The sequence below is a fragment of the Microbacterium sp. C448 genome (assembly GCF_000582705.2).
Lineage (GTDB): Bacteria > Actinomycetota > Actinomycetes > Actinomycetales > Microbacteriaceae > Microbacterium > Microbacterium lacus_A.
The window spans coordinates 1-22,096 of the sequence record NZ_HG779785.1 but is presented as its reverse complement, the minus strand read 5'-3'; the positions used below and the strand labels follow the sequence as shown (position 1 = coordinate 22,096).

Annotated in this window: 20 protein-coding genes and 1 tRNA gene; 12 read left to right on the top strand and 9 right to left on the bottom strand. The window is 68.5% G+C overall.

The window, feature by feature from the left end; genetic code table 11:
- Positions 1-59: 59 nt before the first annotated feature.
- Positions 60-133 (bottom strand) — tRNA-Gly (locus MIC448_RS14160).
- Between the two features lie 189 nt (positions 134-322).
- On the opposite strand from MIC448_RS14160, the gene dcd reads away from it, so the two are divergent.
- On the top strand, positions 323-928 hold the full coding sequence (gene dcd / locus MIC448_RS14155; RefSeq protein WP_036301104.1) for a dCTP deaminase: 606 nt from the start codon (positions 323-325) through the stop codon (positions 926-928).
- A gap of 97 nt (positions 929-1,025) precedes the next feature.
- On the opposite strand, the gene MIC448_RS14150 is transcribed toward dcd, so the two are convergent.
- Positions 1,026-1,754 carry a MarR family winged helix-turn-helix transcriptional regulator gene (locus MIC448_RS14150; RefSeq protein ID WP_051514021.1) on the bottom strand — a complete coding sequence of 243 codons (729 nt, stop codon included), beginning with the start codon at positions 1,752-1,754 and terminating at the stop codon, positions 1,026-1,028.
- A 116-nt stretch (positions 1,755-1,870) separates the two neighbouring features.
- Between MIC448_RS14150 and MIC448_RS16490 the strand changes: the two genes are divergently transcribed.
- Positions 1,871-2,446, top strand: coding sequence for a MarR family winged helix-turn-helix transcriptional regulator (locus tag MIC448_RS16490; protein ID WP_232711713.1), 576 nt, complete (start codon positions 1,871-1,873; stop codon positions 2,444-2,446).
- 51 nt (positions 2,447-2,497) lie between these two features.
- Here MIC448_RS16490 and MIC448_RS14140 read toward each other — a convergent pair whose 3' ends face one another.
- Entirely contained in the window at positions 2,498-3,889 is a 1,392-nt protein-coding gene (locus tag MIC448_RS14140; protein ID WP_036301100.1) for an MFS transporter, read from the bottom strand.
- Between the two features lie 294 nt (positions 3,890-4,183).
- On the opposite strand from MIC448_RS14140, the gene dnaK reads away from it, so the two are divergent.
- Genes dnaK through MIC448_RS14120 form a run of 4 tightly spaced genes read left to right on the top strand, consistent with a single transcriptional unit; the run spans position 4,184 to position 8,164 of the window.
- A complete protein-coding gene (dnaK, locus tag MIC448_RS14135) occupies positions 4,184-6,064 on the top strand; it encodes a molecular chaperone DnaK (RefSeq protein WP_036301098.1) in 1,881 nt (626 codons plus the stop codon).
- 3 nt (positions 6,065-6,067) lie between these two features.
- The gene (locus MIC448_RS14130) at positions 6,068-6,709 is read left to right on the top strand and encodes a nucleotide exchange factor GrpE (RefSeq protein ID WP_036301095.1); all 642 of its coding nucleotides are present in this window, start codon (positions 6,068-6,070) and stop codon (positions 6,707-6,709) included.
- Positions 6,710-6,720: 11 nt separating this feature from the next.
- The gene (locus tag MIC448_RS14125; protein ID WP_036301092.1) at positions 6,721-7,710 is read left to right on the top strand and encodes a DnaJ C-terminal domain-containing protein; all 990 of its coding nucleotides are present in this window, start codon (positions 6,721-6,723) and stop codon (positions 7,708-7,710) included.
- Positions 7,711-7,729: 19 nt separating this feature from the next.
- Positions 7,730-8,164, top strand: a complete 435-nt coding sequence (locus MIC448_RS14120; protein ID WP_036301088.1) for a heat shock protein transcriptional repressor HspR — start codon at positions 7,730-7,732, stop codon at positions 8,162-8,164.
- Positions 8,165-8,239: 75 nt separating this feature from the next.
- Here the strand turns inward: MIC448_RS14120 and MIC448_RS14115 are convergent, their stop codons facing one another.
- From MIC448_RS14115 to MIC448_RS14105, 3 genes are all read right to left on the bottom strand, one after another.
- Complete coding sequence (locus MIC448_RS14115) at positions 8,240-9,601, bottom strand: DUF2252 domain-containing protein (protein ID WP_036301086.1); 1,362 nt, start codon at positions 9,599-9,601, stop codon at positions 8,240-8,242.
- A 41-nt stretch (positions 9,602-9,642) separates the two neighbouring features.
- A complete protein-coding gene (locus tag MIC448_RS14110; RefSeq protein ID WP_036301084.1) occupies positions 9,643-10,269 on the bottom strand; it encodes an LON peptidase substrate-binding domain-containing protein in 627 nt (208 codons plus the stop codon).
- Between the two features lie 78 nt (positions 10,270-10,347).
- Complete coding sequence (locus MIC448_RS14105) at positions 10,348-10,941, bottom strand: hypothetical protein (RefSeq protein ID WP_036301081.1); 594 nt, start codon at positions 10,939-10,941, stop codon at positions 10,348-10,350.
- 249 nt (positions 10,942-11,190) lie between these two features.
- Between MIC448_RS14105 and MIC448_RS14100 the strand changes: the two genes are divergently transcribed.
- From MIC448_RS14100 to MIC448_RS14080, 5 genes are all read left to right on the top strand, one after another.
- Complete coding sequence (locus MIC448_RS14100; protein ID WP_081766442.1) at positions 11,191-12,339, top strand: glycosyltransferase; 1,149 nt, start codon at positions 11,191-11,193, stop codon at positions 12,337-12,339.
- 9 nt (positions 12,340-12,348) lie between these two features.
- The gene (locus MIC448_RS14095; RefSeq protein ID WP_081766441.1) at positions 12,349-13,575 is read left to right on the top strand and encodes a glycosyltransferase; all 1,227 of its coding nucleotides are present in this window, start codon (positions 12,349-12,351) and stop codon (positions 13,573-13,575) included.
- 242 nt (positions 13,576-13,817) lie between these two features.
- Positions 13,818-14,816: a GlxA family transcriptional regulator gene (locus tag MIC448_RS14090; RefSeq protein ID WP_036301074.1), complete on the top strand. Its 999-nt coding sequence runs from the start codon at positions 13,818-13,820 to the stop codon at positions 14,814-14,816.
- A 94-nt stretch (positions 14,817-14,910) separates the two neighbouring features.
- Complete coding sequence (locus MIC448_RS14085; protein WP_081766440.1) at positions 14,911-17,130, top strand: ATP-dependent Clp protease ATP-binding subunit; 2,220 nt, start codon at positions 14,911-14,913, stop codon at positions 17,128-17,130.
- Between the two features lie 149 nt (positions 17,131-17,279).
- Positions 17,280-18,122 (top strand): UbiA family prenyltransferase, encoded by an 843-nt coding sequence (locus MIC448_RS14080; protein ID WP_036301070.1) that lies wholly within the window; start codon positions 17,280-17,282, stop codon positions 18,120-18,122.
- A 17-nt stretch (positions 18,123-18,139) separates the two neighbouring features.
- Here MIC448_RS14080 and MIC448_RS14075 read toward each other — a convergent pair whose 3' ends face one another.
- From MIC448_RS14075 to MIC448_RS14065, 3 genes are read right to left on the bottom strand one after another with little or no spacing between them, the layout of a single operon-like run.
- A complete protein-coding gene (locus tag MIC448_RS14075; RefSeq protein WP_036301067.1) occupies positions 18,140-19,309 on the bottom strand; it encodes an NAD(P)/FAD-dependent oxidoreductase in 1,170 nt (389 codons plus the stop codon).
- On the bottom strand, positions 19,306-20,031 hold the full coding sequence (locus MIC448_RS14070) for a methyltransferase domain-containing protein (RefSeq protein WP_051514016.1): 726 nt from the start codon (positions 20,029-20,031) through the stop codon (positions 19,306-19,308). Before MIC448_RS14070 ends, MIC448_RS14075 begins: the two co-directional genes overlap by 4 nt.
- Before the next feature lie 38 nt (positions 20,032-20,069).
- Positions 20,070-21,263, bottom strand: coding sequence for a type III polyketide synthase (locus tag MIC448_RS14065; protein WP_036301064.1), 1,194 nt, complete (start codon positions 21,261-21,263; stop codon positions 20,070-20,072).
- Positions 21,264-21,411: 148 nt separating this feature from the next.
- Here MIC448_RS14065 and MIC448_RS14060 point away from each other — a divergent pair, with 148 nt between their 5' ends.
- Positions 21,412-21,792, top strand: coding sequence for a VOC family protein (locus MIC448_RS14060; RefSeq protein ID WP_036301061.1), 381 nt, complete (start codon positions 21,412-21,414; stop codon positions 21,790-21,792).
- Positions 21,793-22,096 lie beyond the last annotated feature (304 nt).

Sequence of the window (22,096 nt, the reverse complement as noted above, 5' to 3'; positions counted from 1 at the left end):
TTCCTGCGGCACCCACGCGAAAGTCCCGCCGCGCGGCCTGCGGCCACACGTCGGGACTTTGGAGGGGCTGACGGGAATCGAACCCGCGCTATCTGCTTGGGAAGCAGAAGTTCTGCCATTGAACTACAGCCCCGGAACGCCTCGCGGCGCCCGGCCAGCCTAGCAAACGGCCGATGCGGCCCTCGCGCTGTTCGCAATTCAGTCTCGACGACTCGAGCCGGATGCCGGTGAGCCCAGAATCCGCGTGATCTCGGGAAAATGTCACGCGGGCCGGTTCGCGGGGACTGAATTGCGAACACGATCGGCTCGGTAGGCTGAGCCCGTGCTGCTCTCGGATCGCGATATCAAGCTCGAACTCGACGCGCGGCGGATCGGTCTCGAGCCCTACGACCCGCAGATGGTCCAGCCATCCAGCGTCGATGTGCGGCTCGACCGGTACTTCCGGCTGTTCGACAACCACAAGTACCCCTTCATCGACCCGGCCGAGGATCAGCCCGAGCTGACGCACCTGATCGAGACGGCGCCCGACGAGCCGTTCATCCTGCACCCGGGCGAGTTCGTGCTGGGCAGCACCTTCGAGCTCATCTCGCTCCCCGACGACGTTGCCGCCCGACTCGAGGGCAAGTCTTCGCTCGGCCGCCTGGGTCTGCTCACGCACTCGACCGCCGGGTTCATCGACCCCGGATTCTCCGGTCACGTCACGCTCGAGCTCTCCAACGTCGCGACCCTGCCGATCAAGCTGTGGCCGGGCATGAAGATCGGGCAGCTCTGCTTCTTCCGCCTGTCGTCGCCGACCGAGAACCCCTACGGCTCCGGCCCCTACGGCAACCGGTATCAGGGGCAGCGGGGGCCCACGGCATCCCGTTCGTTCCAGAACTTCCACCGCACCGATGTCGGCGTGACCGACTCGGGCGCCGCCGGAGGCTGACGCCCGAGCGATCTTGACGCGCGAGAGGACGCAACATGCCGTGTGGTCGCGTTGAGCGACGGCATGTTGCGTCCTGTCGGTGAGGAGTTAGTGCGGATCAGGATGCCTCGGCGCGCTCCTTCGCGGCCCGGAAGCCCGCGTCGAAGCCGCGCTCGAAAGCGCGCTCCGCGTGGCGCTCGCCGCGGTGTCCGTGCCGGTGCTCGCCCCGACCGTGGGGGCCGTCGTGCTCGGGTGAACCGTGGTGACCTCGTCGATGTCCGAATCCAGGGCCGAACCCAGGCGCAGATCCAGCGCCGAATCCCGGCGCGAATCCCGGCCGGAACCCCGGACCGAACCCGCGGCCAGGCCCGAAACCAGGGCGTGCGTGGCGGCCGAATCGAGGCATCCGTTCACTCGCGTCCCCGCCCAGCTCGCGGGCGATGGCTTCGAGTGAGGCGGTCATGGTCGCGTAGTCCTCGGGGCTCACGGCGCCCGAGACCCGCTCGCGGATGCCGTCGACGATCCCGGAGAGTCGCGCCTTCGCGGCGCGCCCCTCGTCGGTGAGTGTCCAAGAATCCTCGGTGCGAGCGACCCAGCCCCGGTCTGCGAGAGCACGCAGGCGCTTGCCTCCGCGTCCGTGCAGACGGGATGCAAGCCAGCCGGGCACGTCGCCGTCGCCGGACACCGCGTTCAGCAGCATCCAATCGCGTCGGTCTACGTCCTCGTGGGCGAGAGCCGTCGCGAACTCGCGACCGATCATCGTATCGACGGCGCGCAGCCAGTAGCCGAGGGGAAGGCCGGGGCGCTCGTGCGAGTCGCCGTCGTGATTGTTCTGTGTGTCAGTCATGGAAAGTCCTTTCAGGGTGTCCGGATGAACAGCCGGACTCGGTGCATGTCATCATGCATGCATATGTACTGTGACATGTAAGGGGATCGATGTCAACTCGCATGTAAATTAAGGGGATGCCTCACGACGGATCCTCACCTCGAGACGATGCACCGCACGGCGGGGACGACGCTGACGCGATCGCCGCGGCTCTCGCGCGTTTGCGCGGGCGCCGCATGCCGAGACCTCCCTGGGCCGAGGAAGGCTCGCAGCACGGCCCCGGCATGCGCGGCGGTCCGGGATGGATGCGCGGCGGACCCCACCGGGGTGGGCATCCGCACGCGGGCTCACCCCCATGGGTACCGCCGCGCCTGGGCGGACCCGCGCGAATGCGGCTGCTCGAGACCCTGGCCCAGGCATCCGGTCCGCTGTCGGTCGGTGAGATCGCCGACGCGATCGGTGTTGATCAGCCTCGCGCGTCGCGGCTGGTGCAGCAGGGGGTCGAGCTCGGTGTCGTGCGTCGTGAGGCCGACCCCGACGACGCGCGTCGAACGCGGGTGGCGCTGACGGATGCCGGTTCGGCCCTGGTGCGCGGCTTCCGCGGCGACCGGCGCGAAGCCGTCGACCGCGCTCTGTCATCGTTCACGGAACAGGAGCGCGCAGATCTCGCCCGGCTGCTGAACAAGCTCGCGGACGGGTGGCCGCAGGGCTGAACATCAGGCATCCGTTGACCGTTCGCGACGCAGCGGGGTGAAGGTCCCAGGTCAGGCGCGGTCGGCGATGCGCTGCCCGGCCTTGACCGGCAGCAGAAGCAGAAGACCGATCAGCAGGACCAACACGATGCCCAGGATGCCGAAATAGGCCTCGCCCGAAATGCCCACGAAGATCGCGAACATCGTCGGCGCGAGGAACGAGACCGCGCGTCCCGTCGTGGCGTACAGGCCGAAGACCTCGCCCTCGCGCCCCGGCGGGATCGAGCGGGCGAGGAAGGTGCGCGAGGCGGACTGCGCGGGCCCGACGAAGAGGGTCAGTGCGAGGCCGGCCGTCCAGAACACGATCTGCCCGCCGTCGTGGAGGAAGAAGACAAGAGACCCCGAGACGATGAGCCCGATCAGGGCGATGACGATGACGGGCTTCGCTCCGATGCGGTCATCGAGCGACCCGACGGCGATCGTCGATATTCCGGCGACGATGTTCGCGGCGATGGCGAAGATGATGACCTCGCCCGCAGAGAACCCGAAGACGGATGCCGCGAGCACCCCACCGAATGTGAAGACACCGGCCAGCCCGTCCCGGAACACCGCGCTGGCGAGCAGGAACCAGACCGTCTGGCGGCTGTCGCGCCAGAGGTGGGCGATGTCACGCCCGAGGCGCGCGTAGGAAGCGAAGAAGCCGACCTTCTCGCGGCGCGTCCCTGCGCCCTTGTACTCGGGCACGGCGAAGAGGACGGGGAGGGCGAAGAGCCCGAACCACACCGCGGCGACGATCATCGAGAGTCGCACGTCCAGGCCGTTATCGCTGGGGAGCCCGAAGAGCCCCTGGATGAAACCGAAGTAGACGATCAGGAGCAGGACGATGCCGCCGACATACCCCATGCCCCAGCCGAAGCCGCTGACGCGTCCGATCGAGCGCGGCGTCGAGACCTGCGTGAGCATGGCGTTGTAGTTCACGCCCGCGAATTCGAAGAAGACGTTGCCCGCGGCCAAGAGCAGCAGGCCGAGCCACAGGAACGAGGGGTCGGGCTGCACGAAGAACAGCGCGAGGGTGATGCCGACGACGATGTAGGTGTTGACCGCGAGCCAGAGCTTGCGGCGACCCGAGGTGTCCGACCGTTGCCCGGTGACGGGGGCGAGAAGCGCGATCAACAGGCCCGCGGCCGCGAGGGCCCATCCGAGCTGGGCTTCGACGGTGCCCTCCGGGCCGAAGCTCGAGCTCGTGAGGTAGACGGCGAAGACGAAGGTCGTGACGACCGCGTTGAACGATGCCGAGCCCCAGTCCCAGAGACCCCAGGCGATGACGCGCTTGCGGCTGGTGCTCGCGGGTGTGTCGCCGGCAGCGCCGAGGGCGGCCAGGGTGTCGGTGGATGTCGCGGGTGCCACCCGGGCAAGGTTCTCGGGCGTGTGGGCCTCAGCGTTCGGACGGTCGGGGTCGCTCATGTGCGGCAAGTTATGGCCCTTCGGTGAACGGCGGGTGACCCGGGCCGCGACGGTGCGGCGCGCTCAGGCTATACCCGGCGTCGCTCAGCGGCGGATGCATCCGTCAGCATCCCTCTCGCTCCTCAAAGTTGAGCCAGTTCATATCAAGTTCATTTGACGTTCTCTCGAGTGGGGGATACCCTTGAGTCATAACGGCTCAACCCGTCCGATTCACCCCGAACCGGACGACCTCGAGCCCACAGACTTCAGGCCGCGGCATCCGTCCGGCCTCACACGAAGAAGAGAGAGACACACATGCCACGTGCAGTTGGAATCGACCTCGGCACGACCAACTCGGTCGTCAGCGTCCTCGAGGGCGGCGAGCCCAAGGTCATCGCGAACGCCGAGGGCTTCCGCACGACCCCCTCGGTCGTCGCATTCACGAAGGACGGCGAGGTGCTCGTCGGCGAGACCGCCAAGCGCCAGGCCGTGACCAACGTCGACCGCACGATCTCGTCCGTCAAGCGCCACATGGGCACCGACTGGACGTTCGACGTCGACGGCAAGAAGTACACCGCGCAGGAGATCTCGGCGCGCATCCTCGGCAAGCTCAAGCGCGACGCCGAGGAGTACCTGGGCGACAGCGTCACCGACGCCGTCATCACCGTTCCCGCGTACTTCAACGACGCCGAGCGTCAGGCGACGAAGGAAGCCGGCGAGATCGCGGGCCTCAACGTCCTCCGCATCATCAACGAGCCCACCGCGGCCGCCCTGGCCTATGGCCTCGACCGCGGCAAGGAAGACGAGCTCATCCTCGTCTTCGACCTCGGTGGCGGAACGTTCGACGTCTCGCTGCTCGAGGTGGGCAAGGACGACGGGTTCTCCACGATCCAGGTGCGCTCGACCGCCGGCGACAACCGTCTCGGTGGCGACGACTGGGACCAGCGCGTCGTCGACTACCTGATCAAGCAGTTCAAGGACACCACGGGCGTGGATGTCGCGGGCGACAAGATCGCTCTGCAGCGTCTCAAGGAAGCCGCGGAGCAGGCGAAGAAGGAGCTCTCGAGCTCCAGCTCGACGAGCATCAACCTGCCCTACCTGTCGCTCACCGAGAACGGCCCCGTGTCGCTCTCCGAGACGCTGACGCGCGCCAAGTTCGAGGACCTGACGAAGGACCTGCTTGACCGCACCAAGAAGCCGTTCGAGGACGTCATCCGCGAGGCCGGCATCAAGGTTGCGGACATCGACCACGTCGTGCTCGTCGGTGGCTCGACCCGTATGCCCGCCGTTGCCGAGCTCGTCAAGCGGGAGGCCGGCAAGGAAGCCAACAAGGGCGTCAACCCGGACGAGGTCGTCGCCGTCGGCGCCGCCCTGCAGGCCGGTGTGCTGAAGGGTGAGCGCAAGGACGTTCTGCTCATCGACGTGACCCCCCTGAGCCTCGGTATCGAGACCAAGGGTGGCATCATGACGAAGCTCATCGAGCGCAACACGGCCATCCCGACCAAGCGCAGCGAGACCTTCACCACGGCCGACGACAACCAGCCGTCCGTGGCGATCCAGGTCTTCCAGGGCGAGCGTGAGTTCACGCGCGACAACAAGCCGCTCGGAACGTTCGAGCTCACCGGAATCGCTCCCGCGCCCCGTGGCATCCCGCAGGTCGAGGTCACCTTCGACCTGGACGCCAACGGAATCGTGCACGTGTCCGCCAAGGACAAGGGCACCGGCAAGGAGCAGTCGATGACCATCACGGGTGGCTCGTCGCTACCCAAGGAGGACATCGAGCGCATGGTGCGCGAGGCCGAGGAGCACGCCGCGGAGGACAAGAAGCGCCGCGAGTTCGCCGAGGTCCGCAACCAGGCCGAGACGCTCTCGTACTCCATCGAGAAGCTCATCCAGGACAACGCCGACAAGCTGCCCGAGGACGTCAAGTCGTCGGTGCAGGCCGACGTCGATGCGCTGAAGACGGCCCTCGCCGGCGATGACGACGAGGCCGTGAAGTCCGCGTTCGACACGCTCAACGCGAGCCAGGGCAAGCTCGGCGAAGCCATCTACGCCTCGTCGCAGGCGGCGGGCGATTCGACGGGCTCAGGGACCGACCCTGACGCGACCGACCCGGGCAACGGCGAGACGCCGAACCCGGAAGAGGACGTCATTGACGCCGAGGTCGTGGACGACGAAGACGAGAAGAAGCAGTAGGACATGGCAAACAAGGACGACGAACGCCCCGAGGGGCAGGGCGCCGGTCCTGATGGCACGCAGGGGCCGGAGGAGCAGTCCTCCGGCCCCGTGTCGCAGGATGGGGTGTCGCAGGACGGTACGTCGCAGGATGGCTCGAACGCCCAGGCCGACGAGCTGACGCTCGACGACATCCTGGGTGCGCCGCAGAACGCGGATGCTGCAGCTCAAGAAGCCGTGCTCGCCGATCTCGAGTCGGCCCTGTTGGGCGACCTCAAGCGGCTGCAGGCGGAGTACGCCAACTACCGCCGCCGCACGGAAGAGCAGCGCGAGCGCGAGATCGAACGGGCGAAGGGCGAGGCCGCCAAGGGCCTTCTGCCGGTGCTCGATGATCTCGACCGCGCCGCGAAGCACGGCGACCTGCAAGAGGGCACACCGTTCTCGGCGATCGGCGAGAAGATCCGTACGGTGGCTGAGCGGCTCGGCGTGACCTCGTTCGGTTCTGCCGGCGAGGCTTTCGACCCCCAGGTGCACGAGGCGATCTTCCAGCAGCCCATCGCGGGCACGGAGGTGCCGACGGTGCTCGAGGTCGTCGAGGTCGGTTACCGGCTCGGCTCGGTGGAACTGCGGCCCGCCAAGGTCGTCGTCGCCGTGCCGGCAGAGTAGACGGAGCGGCGATGGCTAGCCAGGACTGGTTCGACAGGGACTTCTACGGTGTGCTCGGCGTCTCGAAAGACGTCACGCCGGCCGACTTGAAGAAGGCCTACCGCAAGCTTGCGCGCACGTATCACCCCGATTCCAACCAGGGCGATGCGAAGGCCGAGGCGAAGTTCAAAGAGATCAGCGAGGCGTACTCGGTGCTCTCGGACGCCGGGCAGCGAGAAGAGTACGACCAGATCCGCGCCATGGGTTCGGGTGCTCGCTTCACCGCGGGTGGCGGCCAAAGTCAGGGCTTCGAAGACGTCTTCAGCCGGTTCGGCCAGGGTCGCGGCGGGCAGCAGGCCCCGGATTTCGACGACATTTTTTCGATGTTCAACCATCAGGGCGCGGGCGGGTCCTTCGGATCCGGCCGGTTCGGTCAGACATCCGGTGGTTTCCGTGGCTACGGCGGACCGACGCGCGGCGCAGATATGACGGCGCGCACGACGGTCGACTTCGTCACGGCGACCAAGGGCGAGACCATCACCCTGCAGGGTGAGGACGGCAGCCCGTTCAAGGTCAAGATCCCCGCGGGTGTCGCGGACGGGCAGAAGATCCGTCTGCGCGGACGCGGGCGACCCTCGCCCGATGGCGGGGAGACGGGCGACATCGTCGTGCAGGTCACGGTCAGGCCGCACCCCGTCTTCACGCGCGACGGCCTGAACCTGCGGGTAACCGTGCCCGTGACGTTCACAGAGGCGGCGCTCGGCGCCACGATCGAGGTTCCGACGCTCGGTGGCGATCCCGTCAAGCTGCGGGTCGCCCCCGGCACGCCCTCGGGTCGCGTGCTGCGCGTCAAGGGACGCGGCGTGCAGACCCAGAAGGGCACCGGTGATCTGCTCGCCGAGGTCCAGGTGGCCGTTCCCGCTCATCTGGACGATGCGGCCCGTGAGGCGCTCGAGCGGTTCCACGAGCTGGAGCCGAAAGAGAACCCGCGTGCCGACCTGATGGCCAGGGCGCGGGGTTAGGGCGCTCATGATGAATGGGATGCGCGGCGAAGAGATCGACGAGGATGCTCCGATCTTCGCGATCGCGGTCGCTGCCGAACTCTCGGCGATGCATCCTCAGACCCTGCGCCAGTACGACCGGCTGGGACTCGTCGTCCCCGCCCGCACGCAGGGCGGTTCGCGGCGGTACTCGACGCGTCACGTCGAGCAGCTGCGAGAGGTCGCGCGCCTGTCGTCCGAGGGCATGAGCCTTCCGGCGATCGCGCGCATCCTCGAGCTCGAAGAAGACGTGCGGACGCTTAGACGTCAGGTGCGCGAGCTCGAGTCGCGTGTTCGGGCTGAGGTGCAGAATCGCCCCGGCGCGCGTGTTTTCGCGGCCGGCACGGCGGGTGCGGTCATCACGCTCCGCCACGGCAAGCGCGTGCGTCGCGCGACCGACATCGTGCTCTGGCGCCCGGGGCATCCCGAAGACTGAGCGCGAAACTTCAGCTTTGTCTCGTTTTGCCGTGCTTTTTCAGACATAGCTGAAGTTTCGCGCGCTGTATGCGGCTCAGGACTGGGCGGCGAAGGCCGCGTGATCCTGGCGGGATAGCTCGGCGTAGGCGTACGACCAGTCGACGATCGCCTCCGCGACGGCGCGGCCCCCGCCGATGTAGCCGGCCACTTCGGGTGCGGCCGGCGACTGGCCGTGCGCGCGGGCGAGCACGATCGCGCACGCCTGCGCGTAGCGACGGAACGGTCGATCCTCGAGCGTCTCGATGTCGATACCGCCCTTCATGTCGTGGAACTGGCGCACGTAGTAGTCGTTGCCGTTCGCGCGCAGATGACCGAGGAACGGGTCCGACACCGCCTGCAGGATGCGTTGCATGGCCACGACGCGCGCGCCCTCTCCGTTGAGGTCGATGTGCTGGGTCAGACTTGTCGGCTGGCGGATGCCGCCGTACTGGGCCAGGACGCTCTGCCCCGCCTGCTTCGCCTGCAACAGCAGGAGATTGCCGTCTCCGTCCTGGAACGCCGTCAGGAAGCACCGCGTGCCGACGCTGCCGACGCCCACGACGCGGCGGGCCATGTCGGACGCGACGTACTGCTGCACGACCATGCGCACATCGACGTTTGCGGAGGCGAGGTAGTCGGCGATGAACCGGTGCAGTCCCTCCTCGATCTCGTCCGAGACGTGCGTCATCGTCGGGGCCTGCTCGACGAACGTCACGCGCCCATCGATCACCTCGGTCAGTCGGCGAGCGGCGCGCTCCGAGGTGCGCTTCTGTGCGTCCCGAATGGCGGCGCGCAAGGCGTTGGCCGACGCCGCGTCCATGGCCTCGAGTCCCGCCTGAGCGTCGAAGTGCTCGTAGTAGCGGTGCAGGGGGCTGTGACGACGCCCGGAGGAGAGCGATTTGGCGTATCTCTTGACCGTGGCGAGGGCAGTCTCCCTCACCACCGCTTCATCGCGGCCCGTGTCCTGCCCCGCGATGATGACGCTCGCAACCAGCCGCTTGACGTCCCACTCCCAGGGAGCCCAGGCGGCCTCGTCGAAGTCGTTCAGGTCGAAGACGAGGGTGCGAAGGGGGCTTGCGTAGAAGCCGAAGTTGGCGACGTGCGCATCGCCCGACGAGCCGACCAGGATGCCCGAGTGCGGGTCTCGCGCGAGGTCCGCAGCCATGACCGCCGCCGCGCCCCGGTAGAACGCGAAGGGGCTCGCGGCCATCCGTTCCCGGCGTATGGGCACGAGTTCGGGAACGCGGGGTTCATTCTGCTCGGCCAGAATGCCGAGCGGGTCGCGACCCGTCGTCGTGAGCGTCGAGAGCGCGGCGCGGGGAATGCGTGAACGTGCGGATCGACCAGCCTGAGCGTAGCTCTCGCGCGAGGGGGGCGGGGTCCACGGGGGACCGGCTGAAGAATCGGCAGCGCTCATGAGCCCATCATGCCGTCAGAGAGCGTGCGGCCGGCGGATGCTCAATCGTCGAGTTCGAACGGCGACGCGGTCAGGCGGATCAGCTCCTCCGCCTCGGCACAGAAGCCCTCGATCCGGTCGAAGAGCTGGGTCAGCGACGTCGATCCGAGCAGCGCGTATCGGTCGATCGTCTGGATCGGGGCGATCCCTGCGAGCTGCCAGGCCGCGGTCACGGGATCGTCGGCCAGCTCTTCATCGACGGACCACGGCACATCGACGTATTCGGAGGCCGTCGCGAGCAGTCTCCGGACGCAGCGCTCCGTCTGCCGGTGTCTGTCGGCGAGACCCGGCCTCCACTCCAGCGCCGGCAGATCCCGCACCTCCGCCAGCGGGTACGTGTCGTGATCCAGCCAGCGCACGACCTCGATGCGGCGGCCGCCGCCGGCGACGGCCATTGTCGAACTCTCCAACGCGTAGTACGCCCGAACGTGCGCGACCGTCCCGATGGGAAAGCGCTGGTCGCCGCCGCCGACCTCGGTTCCGCGCTCGATGAGCACCACGCCGAACTCCGCGTCTCCGGTCATGATGTCGGCGAACATCGCCAGATACCGCGGTTCGAAGATGCGCAGGGGAAGCGGCATGCCCGGCATGAGCACCGACTCGAGCGGAAACATCGGCATGATCGCCATGCTCTCAGCGTGCCATCGGTTCGAGGGGGTGGGGGCGGCTCCGCCTCGATCCGCCCCGAGCAAAACGCCGGCGCGGGATCAGGCGGGGTCGATCCGGAGCGTCTGCGCGCCCTCGCCCACCGTCATGTCGTCAACGAGTCGGATGCTTCGGGCCACCTCGTCGATCGCGGGCAGCACCGTTCCGAACCGCGTGCGATCGCTGCACACGGCGTTGACCGTCACGAAGTGCGTCCCGGTGTCCCACGTGTATGTCGCAAAGGGAGGGGTCCGCTCGTCGGGCGGCAGGTCCATCACGAGCCTCTCGCCGATCCCGAGGTAGGTGCCGCGGAACGATTCGGTGTCGTCGTACTCCATCGGCATCATGGCGCGGGCCGTGCGCAGTTGCGCCGTCGCCTCTTGCACCTGCGCCAACATCACGACGAGTTCGGGATCGGACTTCCACACCCACACGAGTACGCGGCCCTCGGCGCGTCGCATGAGCAGGGGAGCGGCCTGGCTCATCGCCCACGCGGCGAACCCGGAAGAGGGCCGCTCCGTCGCACCCATCGCCCGGTTGGCCTGCGACAACAGCATTCCGATCGCGGCCTTGCGGTGGCGCCGACCCCGCCAGCCGAGGGATCCCGTCACCGCCACCCAGCGGTTCGGATCGGCATCGGCCTGCAGTCTCGCCATGCCCCCACAGTAGGACGGATGCCTGGGCATCCGCACGATCATCCGCCCGGCGCGTGGGCCCGGGCGGTCAGAGGGCGCTCGGGTAGAGTGGGCGGCGCGCAGCACCCGACCGTGCGACCCCGTTCCGCCGCACAGATTGGCACCCAGCATCCCGTGAGCTCCCCCGAGACCCACGGCGTCCCTCGCGAGTCAGCCTCAGCGGCGCCCGCCGGGGATGCGAACGCTTCCGCACGCCCGCTGACCATCGTGATGGGCTGCGACACCTTCTTCCCCGACGTCAACGGGGCCGCCCGTTTCAGTGAGCGACTCGCTGCGGGCCTCGTGCAGCGCGGCCACGACGTGCACGTGGTGGCACCGAATCAGGCGTATCGCCGCAAGGCGCCCGGAATCGAGATCATCGAGGGTGAACCGATGACGGTGCATCGTCTGCCGTCGGTGCGTTGGCCCCCGCACGACTGGCTGCGATTCGTCTGGCCGTGGCGCACCAAGCACTACGCCCGACAGGTGCTCGACGCCGTGAAGCCGGATGTGGTCCACATCCAGTCCCACATCGTGATCGGGCGGGGCCTGACGCGGGAGGCCGCCAAGCGGGGCATCCCGGTCGTTGCGACGAACCACGTCATGCCCGAGAACATCCTCGATCACACAACTCTGCCGGCGTGGATGGATGCCCTGCTGGTGAAGTGGGCGTGGGCGGACGCCAACCGCACGTTCCAGATGACGTCTGCGGTGACGACGCCCACCCGCAACGCCGCGAACTTCCTCGAAGCCGCGATAAACATCACGGGCGTCGTGCCGATCAGTTGCGGTATTGCCGCGTCGAATTATCGCCCCGACCTGACCCCGCGCGATCGCAATCGCGTGCTGTTCGTGGGCCGGCTGACGCGCGAGAAGCAGATCGACCTGCTCCTCGAGGCGATCGTCACCCTCGACCCCGCGCTCGATGTGCAGGTCGACATCGTCGGCGGCGGCGACCAGCGCAAGCACCTCGAACAGCTCGCCGAACGGCTCGGACTCGCCGACCGCGTGACGTTCCACGGTCGTGTTGAGGAAGAGGAGCTGCGGGCGCTGTACTCGCGGGCCAGCGTCTTCGCGATGCCCTCGGTGGCAGAGTTGCAGTCGATCGCCACGATGGAGGCGATGGCCTCGGGCCTGCCCGTCGTCGCGGCCGACGCGATGGCGCTGCCGCACCTGGTGCATGACGGCGAGAACGGTTACCTCTTCGACCCCGCGTCGGCCGCCGACCTGGCCGCGAAGCTCACCACGGTGCTGACGGCCGCACCCGACGAGCGGCGCCGGATGCAGGAGGCCTCGCTCGAGGGTGTGCGCATCCACGACATCGACCGGACGCTGCGCACGTTCGAGTCGCTGTACCGGGGCCAGCCGGTCGAGGACTGAGGCGACCCGGTGAGCGTTGCGGCACGCCGGGTGGCGTTGGTGTGCGACTACTCGCTCGACTACCTGGGCGGTGCGCAGAGCGCGTTCCTGGACGAAGCGCGTCTTCTGCGCGATCGCGGACACGAGGTCGTCGTCGTCGCCCCCGCCTCGCGCCGCGCGGACGGGGGAGCCCTGCGCCGCTGGCAGGACGAGGGCGGTGACGTGATCGCCGTGCGAGCCTGGGTGACGCTGCCGGGTGTCCAGCTCCCGGTGATCCGCAACACCCAACGCCTGCGGACCCGGTTGGCGGATGAGTTCGCGGAACGCGACATCGACGTCGTGCATGTCCACTCCGAATTCGGGCTCTCGGCTGGTGCCGTCTCGGTCGCGCGGGCTCGAGGCATCCGCACCGTCCAGACCGTGCACACGTTCTTCTGGCGCGCGGACATGCCTCAGGGATTCGGCCGGGTGCTCGGCGCCACGGTCCGTGCCTTCGGGCGGTGGCTCCGCGGATTTCCCACAACGCGCGCGGAACTCGCTCCGGCCCCCGTCGATTCGGCGCTGCGCAACCTGACACTCTCGCTCGCCCTGCGGGTGGATGTCGTCGTCTCACCCTCCGCCCACCAGGCCGAAAGACTTCGTGACGCGGGAGTGCGGACGGTGCGGGTCGTGCCGAACGCCGTTACGCCCGGACCCGTGGGCGAGCCGCTGACCGAGGTCGGCCCGCCGCTGCGCATCCTCTGGGTCGGCCGATTAGTTGCCGAAAAGCGCCTGATCGAATGGATCGACGCCGTGGTGCAGACCGCCGCCGTGGTGAATCCCGGCAGCTTCGAAGTCGAGATCGTGGGCGAGGGTCCGTTGCGGGCCGCCGCGGAGCAACGCGTCGATGACGCTCCGGTGCGATTCCTCGGGCGCCTGCCACGCGAGGCGGTGCAGGAGCGGATGCGCGGGGCCCATCTCATCGCCCTGACGTCGTTCGGGTTCGACAATCAGCCGGTGACCATCGTCGAGGCCCTCGAGGCTCGGCGGGGGATCTTCTACGTCGACCCCGCTTTGACGGAAGGTACGGAGCTGTCGGGCATCCGTGCGTCAGGCCCCGACGTTCGCGCTATGGCGCAACTGCTGACGACGCTGGTGCGCGACCCGCGCCCAGTGTTGGAGGCATCCGCGCGCGCGGCCGAGGCTGCGCGCGAGTTCGACCCGGTGCTGCACGTCGCGCGTATCACCGACGCGTACTCGGCAACCCCCGCGCTCTGACTCCACGCGGGTCTGACTCCGCGCCGCGATGCCGTCACGGCGAACGATCGACGGGTGTGGCGCGGTAGCCGTCGCGAAGAACAGCCACCACGGTGGCGGTGAAGCCGACGACAGACAGTGCGGCGAAGAGGATGAGAAGGACCATGGCAGAAAAGCTACGTTGATAGTTATTTCGCCACGAGTGGCAGGAAAGACGTGTATCGTATGAATCCTGACAGCGTGAGTGAGCCCCCGGGAGTGCCATGAAGACCGTTGCCGTGATCGTCCAGGATGGGTTCGCGCCCTTCGAGTTCGGTGTCGCCTGCGAAGCCTTCGGTCTTGATCGTTCCGACGACGGGGTGCCGAACTTCGACTTCCGCGTGGTCACCCCCGACCCGGGTGCGGTCGCCTCGAAGCTCGGTTTCTCGATCAATGTCGACGCCGACCTGTCGTTCGCGTACGAGGCCGACCTCGTCGTCGTCTCGCCGACCCCCCGCGAATGGTGGGGGAGGACCGATCCGCGCGTGCTCGATGTCGTGCGAGACGCGGCGCGGCGAGGGGCCTGGTTGTTGAGTGTCTGCAGCGGCTCGTTCATCCTCGCCGCCGCGGGCGTACTCGACGGCCGACGGGCGACGACGCACTGGATGTACGCCGACACCATGGTGTCGATGTATCCACAGATCGACGTCGATCCAGACGTGCTCTACGTTCAGGATGGTCGGATCATCACGAGCGCCGGTACCGCGGCGGGCCTCGATGCCTGCCTGCACCTCTTGCGGATCGAGCTCGGAGCCGAGCTGACGAACATCATCGCCCGGCGCATGGTCGTGCCCCCGCAGCGCGACGGCGGGCAGGCGCAGTTCATCGCGCAGCCGCTGCCCGAGGCATCCTCCCTCTCGCTGTCGCCGGTGACGGACTGGATGCTCGAGAACCTGAGGCACGATCTGTGTGTCGAGGACCTCGCGGCACGCGCGCACATGTCGCCGCGGACGTTCGCGCGTCGGTTCAAGGCCGACCTCGGCACGACCCCCGCGGCCTGGCTCGCGCGGCAGCGCATCATCCACGCTCAGCGCCTGCTCGAGACGACAGACCTCGCTCTCGACCGCGTCGCATACGAGTGCGGGTTCGGCTCGGCGGCTGTCCTACGGCAGAACTTCGCGCGGGTGCTCGGCACGACGCCGACCGCGTATCGCTCGACGTTCAGCTGCGCGACCGATGTCGCGGGGATGCCCGAGCCCGTCCTCGCGGGGTCCACCACCTGAACTTCTGGTGGTGTGTCTTGTTGTCCTGACGGAGCCCTGATAAACTTGAGTCTATCAGGCTCAAGTTTCTGAGCCACAGGATTGAGGAGACACCATGAACGCCACGCAACAGCCGGGGCAGGAGGAGCAGCAAAGCCCTCTCGAGCAGTTCGGCATCAACCTCACCGACCGCGCCCGTCAGGGCAAGCTCGACCCCGTGATCGGCCGCGACGCCGAGATCCGACGCGTCAGCCAGGTGCTCACGCGTCGCACCAAGAACAACCCCGTCCTCATCGGCGAGCCCGGCGTCGGCAAGACCGCCGTCGTTGAGGGGCTCGCGCAGCGCATCGTCGCGGGTGACGTCGCTGACTCGCTGCGTGACAAAGAGCTCGTCAGCCTCGACATCTCGGCGCTCGTCGCCGGCGCGATGTACCGCGGTCAGTTCGAAGAGCGCCTGAAGAGCGTCCTGAAAGAGATCACCGAGTCGGATGGGCGCATCATCACGTTCATCGACGAACTGCACGTGCTCATGGGCGCGGGCGGGGGAGAGGGTTCGGTTGCGGCGTCCAACATGCTCAAGCCGATGCTCGCGCGCGGTGAGCTGCGCATGATCGGCGCGACCACGCTCAACGAGTACCGCGAATTCATCGAGAAGGATGCCGCGCTCGAGCGCCGCTTCCAGCAGGTCTATGTCGGCGAGCCGACGGTCGAAGACACCATCGCCATCCTGCGCGGGCTCAAGGAGCGCTACGAGGCGCACCACAAGGTCGCGATCGCGGATGCGGCGCTCGTCGCCGCCGCGAGCCTGTCGAACCGATACATCCCGAGTCGTCAGCTGCCGGACAAGGCAATCGACCTGATCGATGAGGCCGCGTCGCGCCTGCGCATGGAGATCGACTCTGCGCCGCTCGAGATCGACGAACTGCGCCGGCACGTCGATCGACTGAAGCTCGAAGAGATGGCGCTGAAGAAGGAGAAGGATGAGGCATCCAAGGAGCGCCTCGGCAAGCTCCGCACCGACCTGGCGTCGCAGCAAGAGCGCCTCGGCGAACTGCAGGGGCGTTGGGAGCGCGAGCGCGCGTCGCTCAACCGTGTCGGTGACCTCAAGACGCGGCTCGACGCCGCGCGCGTCGAGGCCGAGCGCGCACAGCGCGAGGGCAACCTCGAACGCGCATCTCGGCTGCTCTACGCCGATATCCCAGCGCTCGAGCGCCAACTCATGGAGGCCGAGCGCGCCGAGTCGACCGAGGAGCGGATGGTGGGCGACCAGGTCACCGATGAGGACATCGCATCGGTCATCGCGGCCTGGACGGGCATCCCGGTCGGGCGTCTGCTGCAGGGCGAGACCGAGAAGCTGCTGCACCTCGAGGCGGAGCTCGGCAAGCGCCTGATCGGTCAGAAGGATGCGGTCAAGGCGGTCTCGGACGCGGTTCGCCGCTCGCGGGCGGGTATCAGCGACCCGGCCCGGCCGACCGGCTCCTTTCTCTTCCTCGGCCCGACGGGTGTCGGCAAGACCGAGCTCGCCAAGGCGCTCGCCGCGTTCCTCTTCGACGACGAGCACGCCATGGTGCGGATCGATATGTCGGAGTACGGCGAGAAGCACTCCGTGTCGCGCCTCGTCGGCGCCCCTCCGGGCTACATCGGCTACGAGCAGGGCGGCCAGTTGACCGAGGCCGTACGTCGACGCCCCTACAGCGTGGTGCTTCTGGATGAAGTCGAGAAGGCGCATCCCGAGGTCTTCGACGTGCTGTTGCAGGTCATGGACGACGGGCGGCTGACGGATGGTCAGGGCCGCACGGTCGACTTTAAGAACGTGATTATGATCTTGACCTCGAACCTCGGCTCGCCGATCCTGATCGATCCGACGCTGTCGATCGAGCAGAAGCGCGACGCCGTGCAGGGGCTCGTGCGCCAGGCGTTCAAGCCCGAGTTCATCAACCGGCTCGACGACATCGTCATCTTCCAGGCCCTCACACAGGACGACCTCGCGCAGATCGTCGAACTCTCGGTCGACGCCCTGCAGCGGCGCCTGCACGAGCGCCGGCTCACCCTCGCGGTGACGCCGGATGCCCGGGCCTGGCTCGCCGAGCGCGGGTACGACCCCGCGTTCGGTGCGCGGCCACTGCGCCGACTCATCCAATCCGAGATTCAGGACCGCCTCGCGATGGCGATCCTGGCCGGCGGGGTACGCGACGGCGACACGGTGCGAGTGGATGTCGCGGCGGATGGTTCGTCGCTCGTGCTGACCAGCGCGGGTCCGACCGTGCCCGCCCCGACCCCGGGTGCGTCGGACTCCGACGACGACGTGATCGAGGCCGAGCTCCTCGACGACTGACCCGGCCCGGGCGCCGGCCGCGGCCCCGCCCGACCCCGAAACACCCCATTTGCAGCGAAACACCCCACGACACAGGGGGTCTCGGCGCAGATGGGGTGTTTCGCCGTCGGGGGCGTGTCCAGGCGCGAGCGCCGGATAGGGTTGCGGGCATGCGCGCCGTCTTCGCCCTCTGGCGCTCGACCCATCCCGGTCCGACGCTCGTCGTCAGCGCACTGTCGCTCGGCTTGGGTATAGCGGCGGGCCTGGATGCCTGGCGCGTCGCGGTGCTGGTGATCTCGGTCTTCTTCGGGCAGCTGTCGATCGGGCTCTCGAACGACGCGATCGACAGCGAGCGCGATCGCCGCGTCGGGCGTACCGACAAGCCGATCGCGCGCGGTGATGTGTCGCTGCGCGCGGCGTGGATAGCGGCGATCACAACGGTCGTGGTGGCGCTGGCACTTTCGGCGGTGCTCGGACTCGGGATGCTGGGGGCGCACGCCGTTTTTCTCGGCTCCGCTTGGGCGTACAACGCGGGGCTGAAGTCCACCGCGATCTCGATCGTTCCGTTCCTCGTGAGTTTCGGCCTCCTGCCGTCGCTCGCGACACTTTCTGCGCCCGACCCCGCGATCGCCGCGTGCTGGGCGACGCTCGCGGGCGCGGTGCTCGGTGCGGCCGTACACCTGACAAATGTGTTGCCGGATCTGGACGACGACCGAGCGACCGGTGTCCGCGGGTTTCCGCACCGGCTCGGAGCGCGGTGGTCGGCGGTCCTCGCGGCGGCGGGAATCGTCGCCGGAGCCATTGCCGTCGTGTGGGGATCTGTGGACGGAGACGTCGACCGTGTCGGCGTGCTGACCTGGGTGTTCGTGGCCCTCGTGATCGCCGCGGCGATCGCCACCATTGTCCTCGCCGTCAACCGCGCGCCGGGTCGTGTGCTGTTCCGACTGGTGATGTCGGCAGCGCTCATCCTGGCCCTGCAACTCGTCCTTTCGGGCGGTGGATTGGCCGGCTGAAGAATGGTGGCGTGATCCTAAGACCGCGCGGCGGGATCGAAGCCCATGGCGTACGCCCGTGCCAGCACGTCTCCGGACTTCCCTCCGAGGGCCAGGCGGACCGCGGTGCGACGCGCGCGATCGGGCACACCCGTCAACGCACGCCCGAGTACCGTGTTGGCCGCCGCGATGCGGCCCGAGAGGACCGCGGCCGCCAGCCGACTTCGTTCCCACCGCGCGACCTCGGTCTCGGGTGCGGCGCCCTCTCGGATCCACCGGGCGAGCAGGGGCGCGAGCGTGGCGGCGTCGACCAGCCCGAGATTCATGCCTTGGCCACCGATGGGACTCACCTCGTGTGCCGCGTCGCCGATCGCGAAGACCCGGCCCGCGCGCATCGCCGGCACGAGCGCCCGGCGAACCCCGAAGGACGTGGCCCACGTGATCGACTCCGCGCCGCGCTCGGTGCCCATCCGACGCGCGACGATGGAGCGCAGTCGGTCGGTGGCGGCATCTCCCGCCTCGACCCCGCCCGATTCCACCCATGCCACGTACCGGCGCATCCCACCGGGCAACGGGAACGACTCGAGCACCCCGTCCGCCTCGAGCCGGACGATCGCCGAATCGCCGTCATCGCTCGTGTCCGGAGCATCCGTCATCAGATAGCGGTCGGGATAGTTCCGCGTACGTACGGCACCGGTCAGAGGACTGATCGCGCGACCTCGAGACCCGGTGGCGATCACGACGAGCGGTGTGTGCTCGATCACCGTCGCGCCGTCGCGGTCGCGAAGTTCCACGTCGACCCCGGACGCTCCCGTCTGAGCAACACGTGTTGCCGTCACCCCGCGGCGCACGTCGGGTGCACCCCAGAAATCCGCCGTCGCGGCCAGCGCGGCCTCGGTCGCGTGCTGGGGGAGTGTGGCGACGTACGGATGCCTCGATCGCAGGTGATCGAAGTGGACGCTGCCGAGCGGTCGACCCTGCGCCGTCGCAACGCCGGTCCGTACGCGTCGCGCGTCGGCGAGCAGCCGTTCCGTCGCGCCCGAATTCTCGAGGGCGCTGAGCGCCGCGGCGTGCAGCCCGACCGCTCGCGTCCCGGCCGAGGGGTTCTCGCGACCATCGATCACCGAGGCCGCGACCCCCAGTCGCGCGAGTTCGGCCGCGACCATCACGCCCACCGGGCCGGCACCGACCACGAGCACATCGCTCATGTCGTGAGGTCCCGCACGGCGATGAGGCGGAACGGGGCGGGGCGCTCGACGCGCCATCCGTCCGGCACCAGCTCGGCCAGTTCGGCGGGGGTCCAGCTGCGCCTGATCGAGCGCAGGCCGTCGGTGCGGAGGAAGCTGCCCGGAGCGAGCGGCGTGATGCCGACGGCGTAGGCCGCGTAGGCGAGGCGCGAGCGGGCGATGTCCGAGTGCAGGGCCAGCCGGGTGGCGAGACGCCCCGAGTCCTCGAGCACCGTTCGTAGGTCCGCCGGAGTGAGGTGATGCATGACGTGGCTCGAGACCACGACGTCGAAACGCTCGCCCGAATCGGCGAGGCGCGTGCTGTCGGTCAGCCGGTATTCAACGCCCCGCACCGGGTTGGCGGCGCGGGCGACGGCCAGGCTCCGGTCGTCGGGATCGATTCCCATGCCGCTCACGTCGAACCCGTCCGCTCGCGCGCGCGCGACAAGCCGGCGCAGCACGTCGCCCCCGCCGCAGCCGATGTCGAGGAGCCGCGCCGGACCCGGTGCCGCGGCCAGCGCGGGACGCACTCGCTCGCGATAAACGGTGCCCCAGGCGGCGATCAGCCGGTTCACGAGGGTGAAGCGCTCCAACGTTCTGCGCAGCCGATCGGGGTCGCAGTCCGGGTCGTCCATGAGTTCACGCAGATAATCCGCGCGCGTGGCGAGGGTTGCTCGGCCGCTCCGCACCGTCTGAGCTCTCATCTCACATCCGTCATCGCAGAGCCCTCATCGCAGAGCCCTCATCGCAGAGCGACCGGCTCGGGTTCGCGTTCGAGCTCGACCGGATCGTCCGCGCCGGCCGCGTCCACTCCTGCCGCCGCTTCCACCACTGCCGCCGTGGGCACGCGGGCGGTGAGCAGCGCGGACTCGACGGTCAGGCCGGGCCCGAAGGCGACGCCGATCGCGCGCGATCCATCGGCGAGAGCCGGGTCCTCGAGCATTCGCGCCATGATGAACAGCACCGTCGCGGACGACATGTTGCCGAAGCGGCGCAGAACATCGCGCGAGAGCTCCAGAGCATCCGCGGGCAGCTCCAGCGCAGCCTCGAATCGGTCCAGGATGCTTCGGCCCCCGGGGTGCACGAGCCACCGATCGACGTGCCCCGCGCGGCTGAGGACGGGGGCGAGTGCGTCGCGCACCTCACGCCCGACGATGCGCGGCACCTCTGCGGTGAGCGTCATCTCGAACCCGTGGTCGCCGATGATCCAGCGCTTATCGTCTTCGCCCTCGCTCGTCAGGGCCGTTGCGAAACCCTCGAGCTCGAGGCTCGGAGCGTCGAGTGAGGGCTGTGCAGACACCACGGCCGCGGCAGCGCCGTCGGCGAAGACCGCAGACGCGACGATCTGCTCGGGGTCGGCCGATGCGCGCAGGTGGATGCTGCAGATCTCACCGCACACGACCAGAACCACAGCGTTCGGGTCGGCGGCGCAGATGCGCGCCGCCTGGCGGAGTGCCGGGAACGCCGCGGCGCAGCCGACGAACCCCAGGTGGTCACGCTCGACCGTGGTGCGCAGCCCGAGGTCTCGCACGAGTCGGTAGTCGGGGCCCGGGGCGTAGAAGCCGGTGCACGACGCCGTCACGACGTGCGTGATCGCGGATGCCTCGACATCCGCTCGCGCCAGAGCATCACGCGCCGCCCGCTCGAAGAGCGGCGGAGCCTCGCGGCGATACACGTCATTGCGCGTTCCCGTCAGCGGCGAGAGCACCTGCCGGGTATCGGCGTCGAGGAATGCCGACGGTTCGGCGGAGTGCTCGGCGAGCTCGGCCAGAACCGTGTGCCGGGTGTCGATGGCCGACTGATCGAACGCCGCGCCGATCAGGCGTGCCGTCAATCTCTCGACACCGGGCTGGGCGAGAAAGAGGTCGCGTACCGCAGTTTGCGGCAGAACGGGGGTCGGAACGGCCGTGCCGATGCCGAGGATGTGGGCGGGCATGTCTCAGAGTAACCAGCCCCGGGATGCCGAGGGCCCGGGGTTGACAGCTGAGTCTGCTGATGCGACCGGGTCTGGACAGTCGCGTCGATGAGGAGGAGCCTGAAGGCGGATGTGCGCCGACGGGTGCGCGCGGGTACGAGGAGGACACATGTTCACGGGTGAGCACGCCTTCAGCGGATTTTCGGTGGGCGACATCGACGCCGCGCGGCACTTCTACGGCGAGCAGCTCGGGTTGACGGTCGAGGACGACCCGATGGGATTCCTCCGCCTGCGGCTTTCTTCGGGCGCTCACATCCTCATCTACGGCAAGCAGGGTCATCAGCCCGCGAGCTTCACGATCCTGAACTTTCCCGTCCACGACGTCGAGGCCGCGGTGGATGACCTCAATGCGCGGGGCGTGGTCACCAAGATCTACACCGACCCCGACTACGGCACGGACGAGAAGGGCATCTCACGCGGGATGGGCCCCGATATCGCGTGGTTCCGCGACCCTGCGGGGAACGTCCTGTCGGTACTCAAGGTCGACTGAGCCCGCGCGGAGGGATTCGTCGCGGGTCCCCCGCCTTCGCTGTGCGCAATTCAGTCCCGGCGGGTGCGGCATCGCCGGCCAATCCCGGAATTCCGGGGCAACGACCGGCTCCACCGCACGGATTTGCTGAATTATGAACGCGCAGTGGCAGCCGTCGCGGCGGCGCTGCAGGCCGACTCTGCCAGGGCCACCTCAGTCCAGGCTCACCCAACCGTCGGGTCCGCTCGACCCGGCCGCGTATTCGTCGAGTGGCACGGTGCCCGCACGCCACGCGTCGATCGCGGGCTGCACGATGCGCCAGCAC

Coding starts and splice junctions, on each gene's coding strand:
- MIC448_RS14060 (WP_036301061.1), top strand. CDS start 21,412: ATGTTCACGGGTGAGCACGCCTTCAGCGGATTTTCGGTGGGCGACATC.
- MIC448_RS14105 (WP_036301081.1), bottom strand. CDS start 10,941: ATGGCGAGACTGCAGGCCGATGCCGATCCGAACCGCTGGGTGGCGGTG.
- MIC448_RS14075 (WP_036301067.1), bottom strand. CDS start 19,309: ATGAGCGATGTGCTCGTGGTCGGTGCCGGCCCGGTGGGCGTGATGGTC.
- MIC448_RS14110 (WP_036301084.1), bottom strand. CDS start 10,269: ATGGCGATCATGCCGATGTTTCCGCTCGAGTCGGTGCTCATGCCGGGC.
- MIC448_RS14130 (WP_036301095.1), top strand. CDS start 6,068: ATGGCAAACAAGGACGACGAACGCCCCGAGGGGCAGGGCGCCGGTCCT.
- MIC448_RS14140 (WP_036301100.1), bottom strand. CDS start 3,889: ATGAGCGACCCCGACCGTCCGAACGCTGAGGCCCACACGCCCGAGAAC.
- MIC448_RS14120 (WP_036301088.1), top strand. CDS start 7,730: ATGCGCGGCGAAGAGATCGACGAGGATGCTCCGATCTTCGCGATCGCG.
- MIC448_RS16490 (WP_232711713.1), top strand. CDS start 1,871: ATGCCTCACGACGGATCCTCACCTCGAGACGATGCACCGCACGGCGGG.
- dnaK (WP_036301098.1), top strand. CDS start 4,184: ATGCCACGTGCAGTTGGAATCGACCTCGGCACGACCAACTCGGTCGTC.
- MIC448_RS14115 (WP_036301086.1), bottom strand. CDS start 9,601: ATGAGCGCTGCCGATTCTTCAGCCGGTCCCCCGTGGACCCCGCCCCCC.
- MIC448_RS14080 (WP_036301070.1), top strand. CDS start 17,280: ATGCGCGCCGTCTTCGCCCTCTGGCGCTCGACCCATCCCGGTCCGACG.
- MIC448_RS14090 (WP_036301074.1), top strand. CDS start 13,818: ATGAAGACCGTTGCCGTGATCGTCCAGGATGGGTTCGCGCCCTTCGAG.
- MIC448_RS14065 (WP_036301064.1), bottom strand. CDS start 21,263: ATGCCCGCCCACATCCTCGGCATCGGCACGGCCGTTCCGACCCCCGTT.
- MIC448_RS14085 (WP_081766440.1), top strand. CDS start 14,911: ATGAACGCCACGCAACAGCCGGGGCAGGAGGAGCAGCAAAGCCCTCTC.
- MIC448_RS14070 (WP_051514016.1), bottom strand. CDS start 20,031: ATGAGAGCTCAGACGGTGCGGAGCGGCCGAGCAACCCTCGCCACGCGC.
- MIC448_RS14150 (WP_051514021.1), bottom strand. CDS start 1,754: ATGACTGACACACAGAACAATCACGACGGCGACTCGCACGAGCGCCCC.
- MIC448_RS14100 (WP_081766442.1), top strand. CDS start 11,191: ATGGGCTGCGACACCTTCTTCCCCGACGTCAACGGGGCCGCCCGTTTC.
- MIC448_RS14125 (WP_036301092.1), top strand. CDS start 6,721: ATGGCTAGCCAGGACTGGTTCGACAGGGACTTCTACGGTGTGCTCGGC.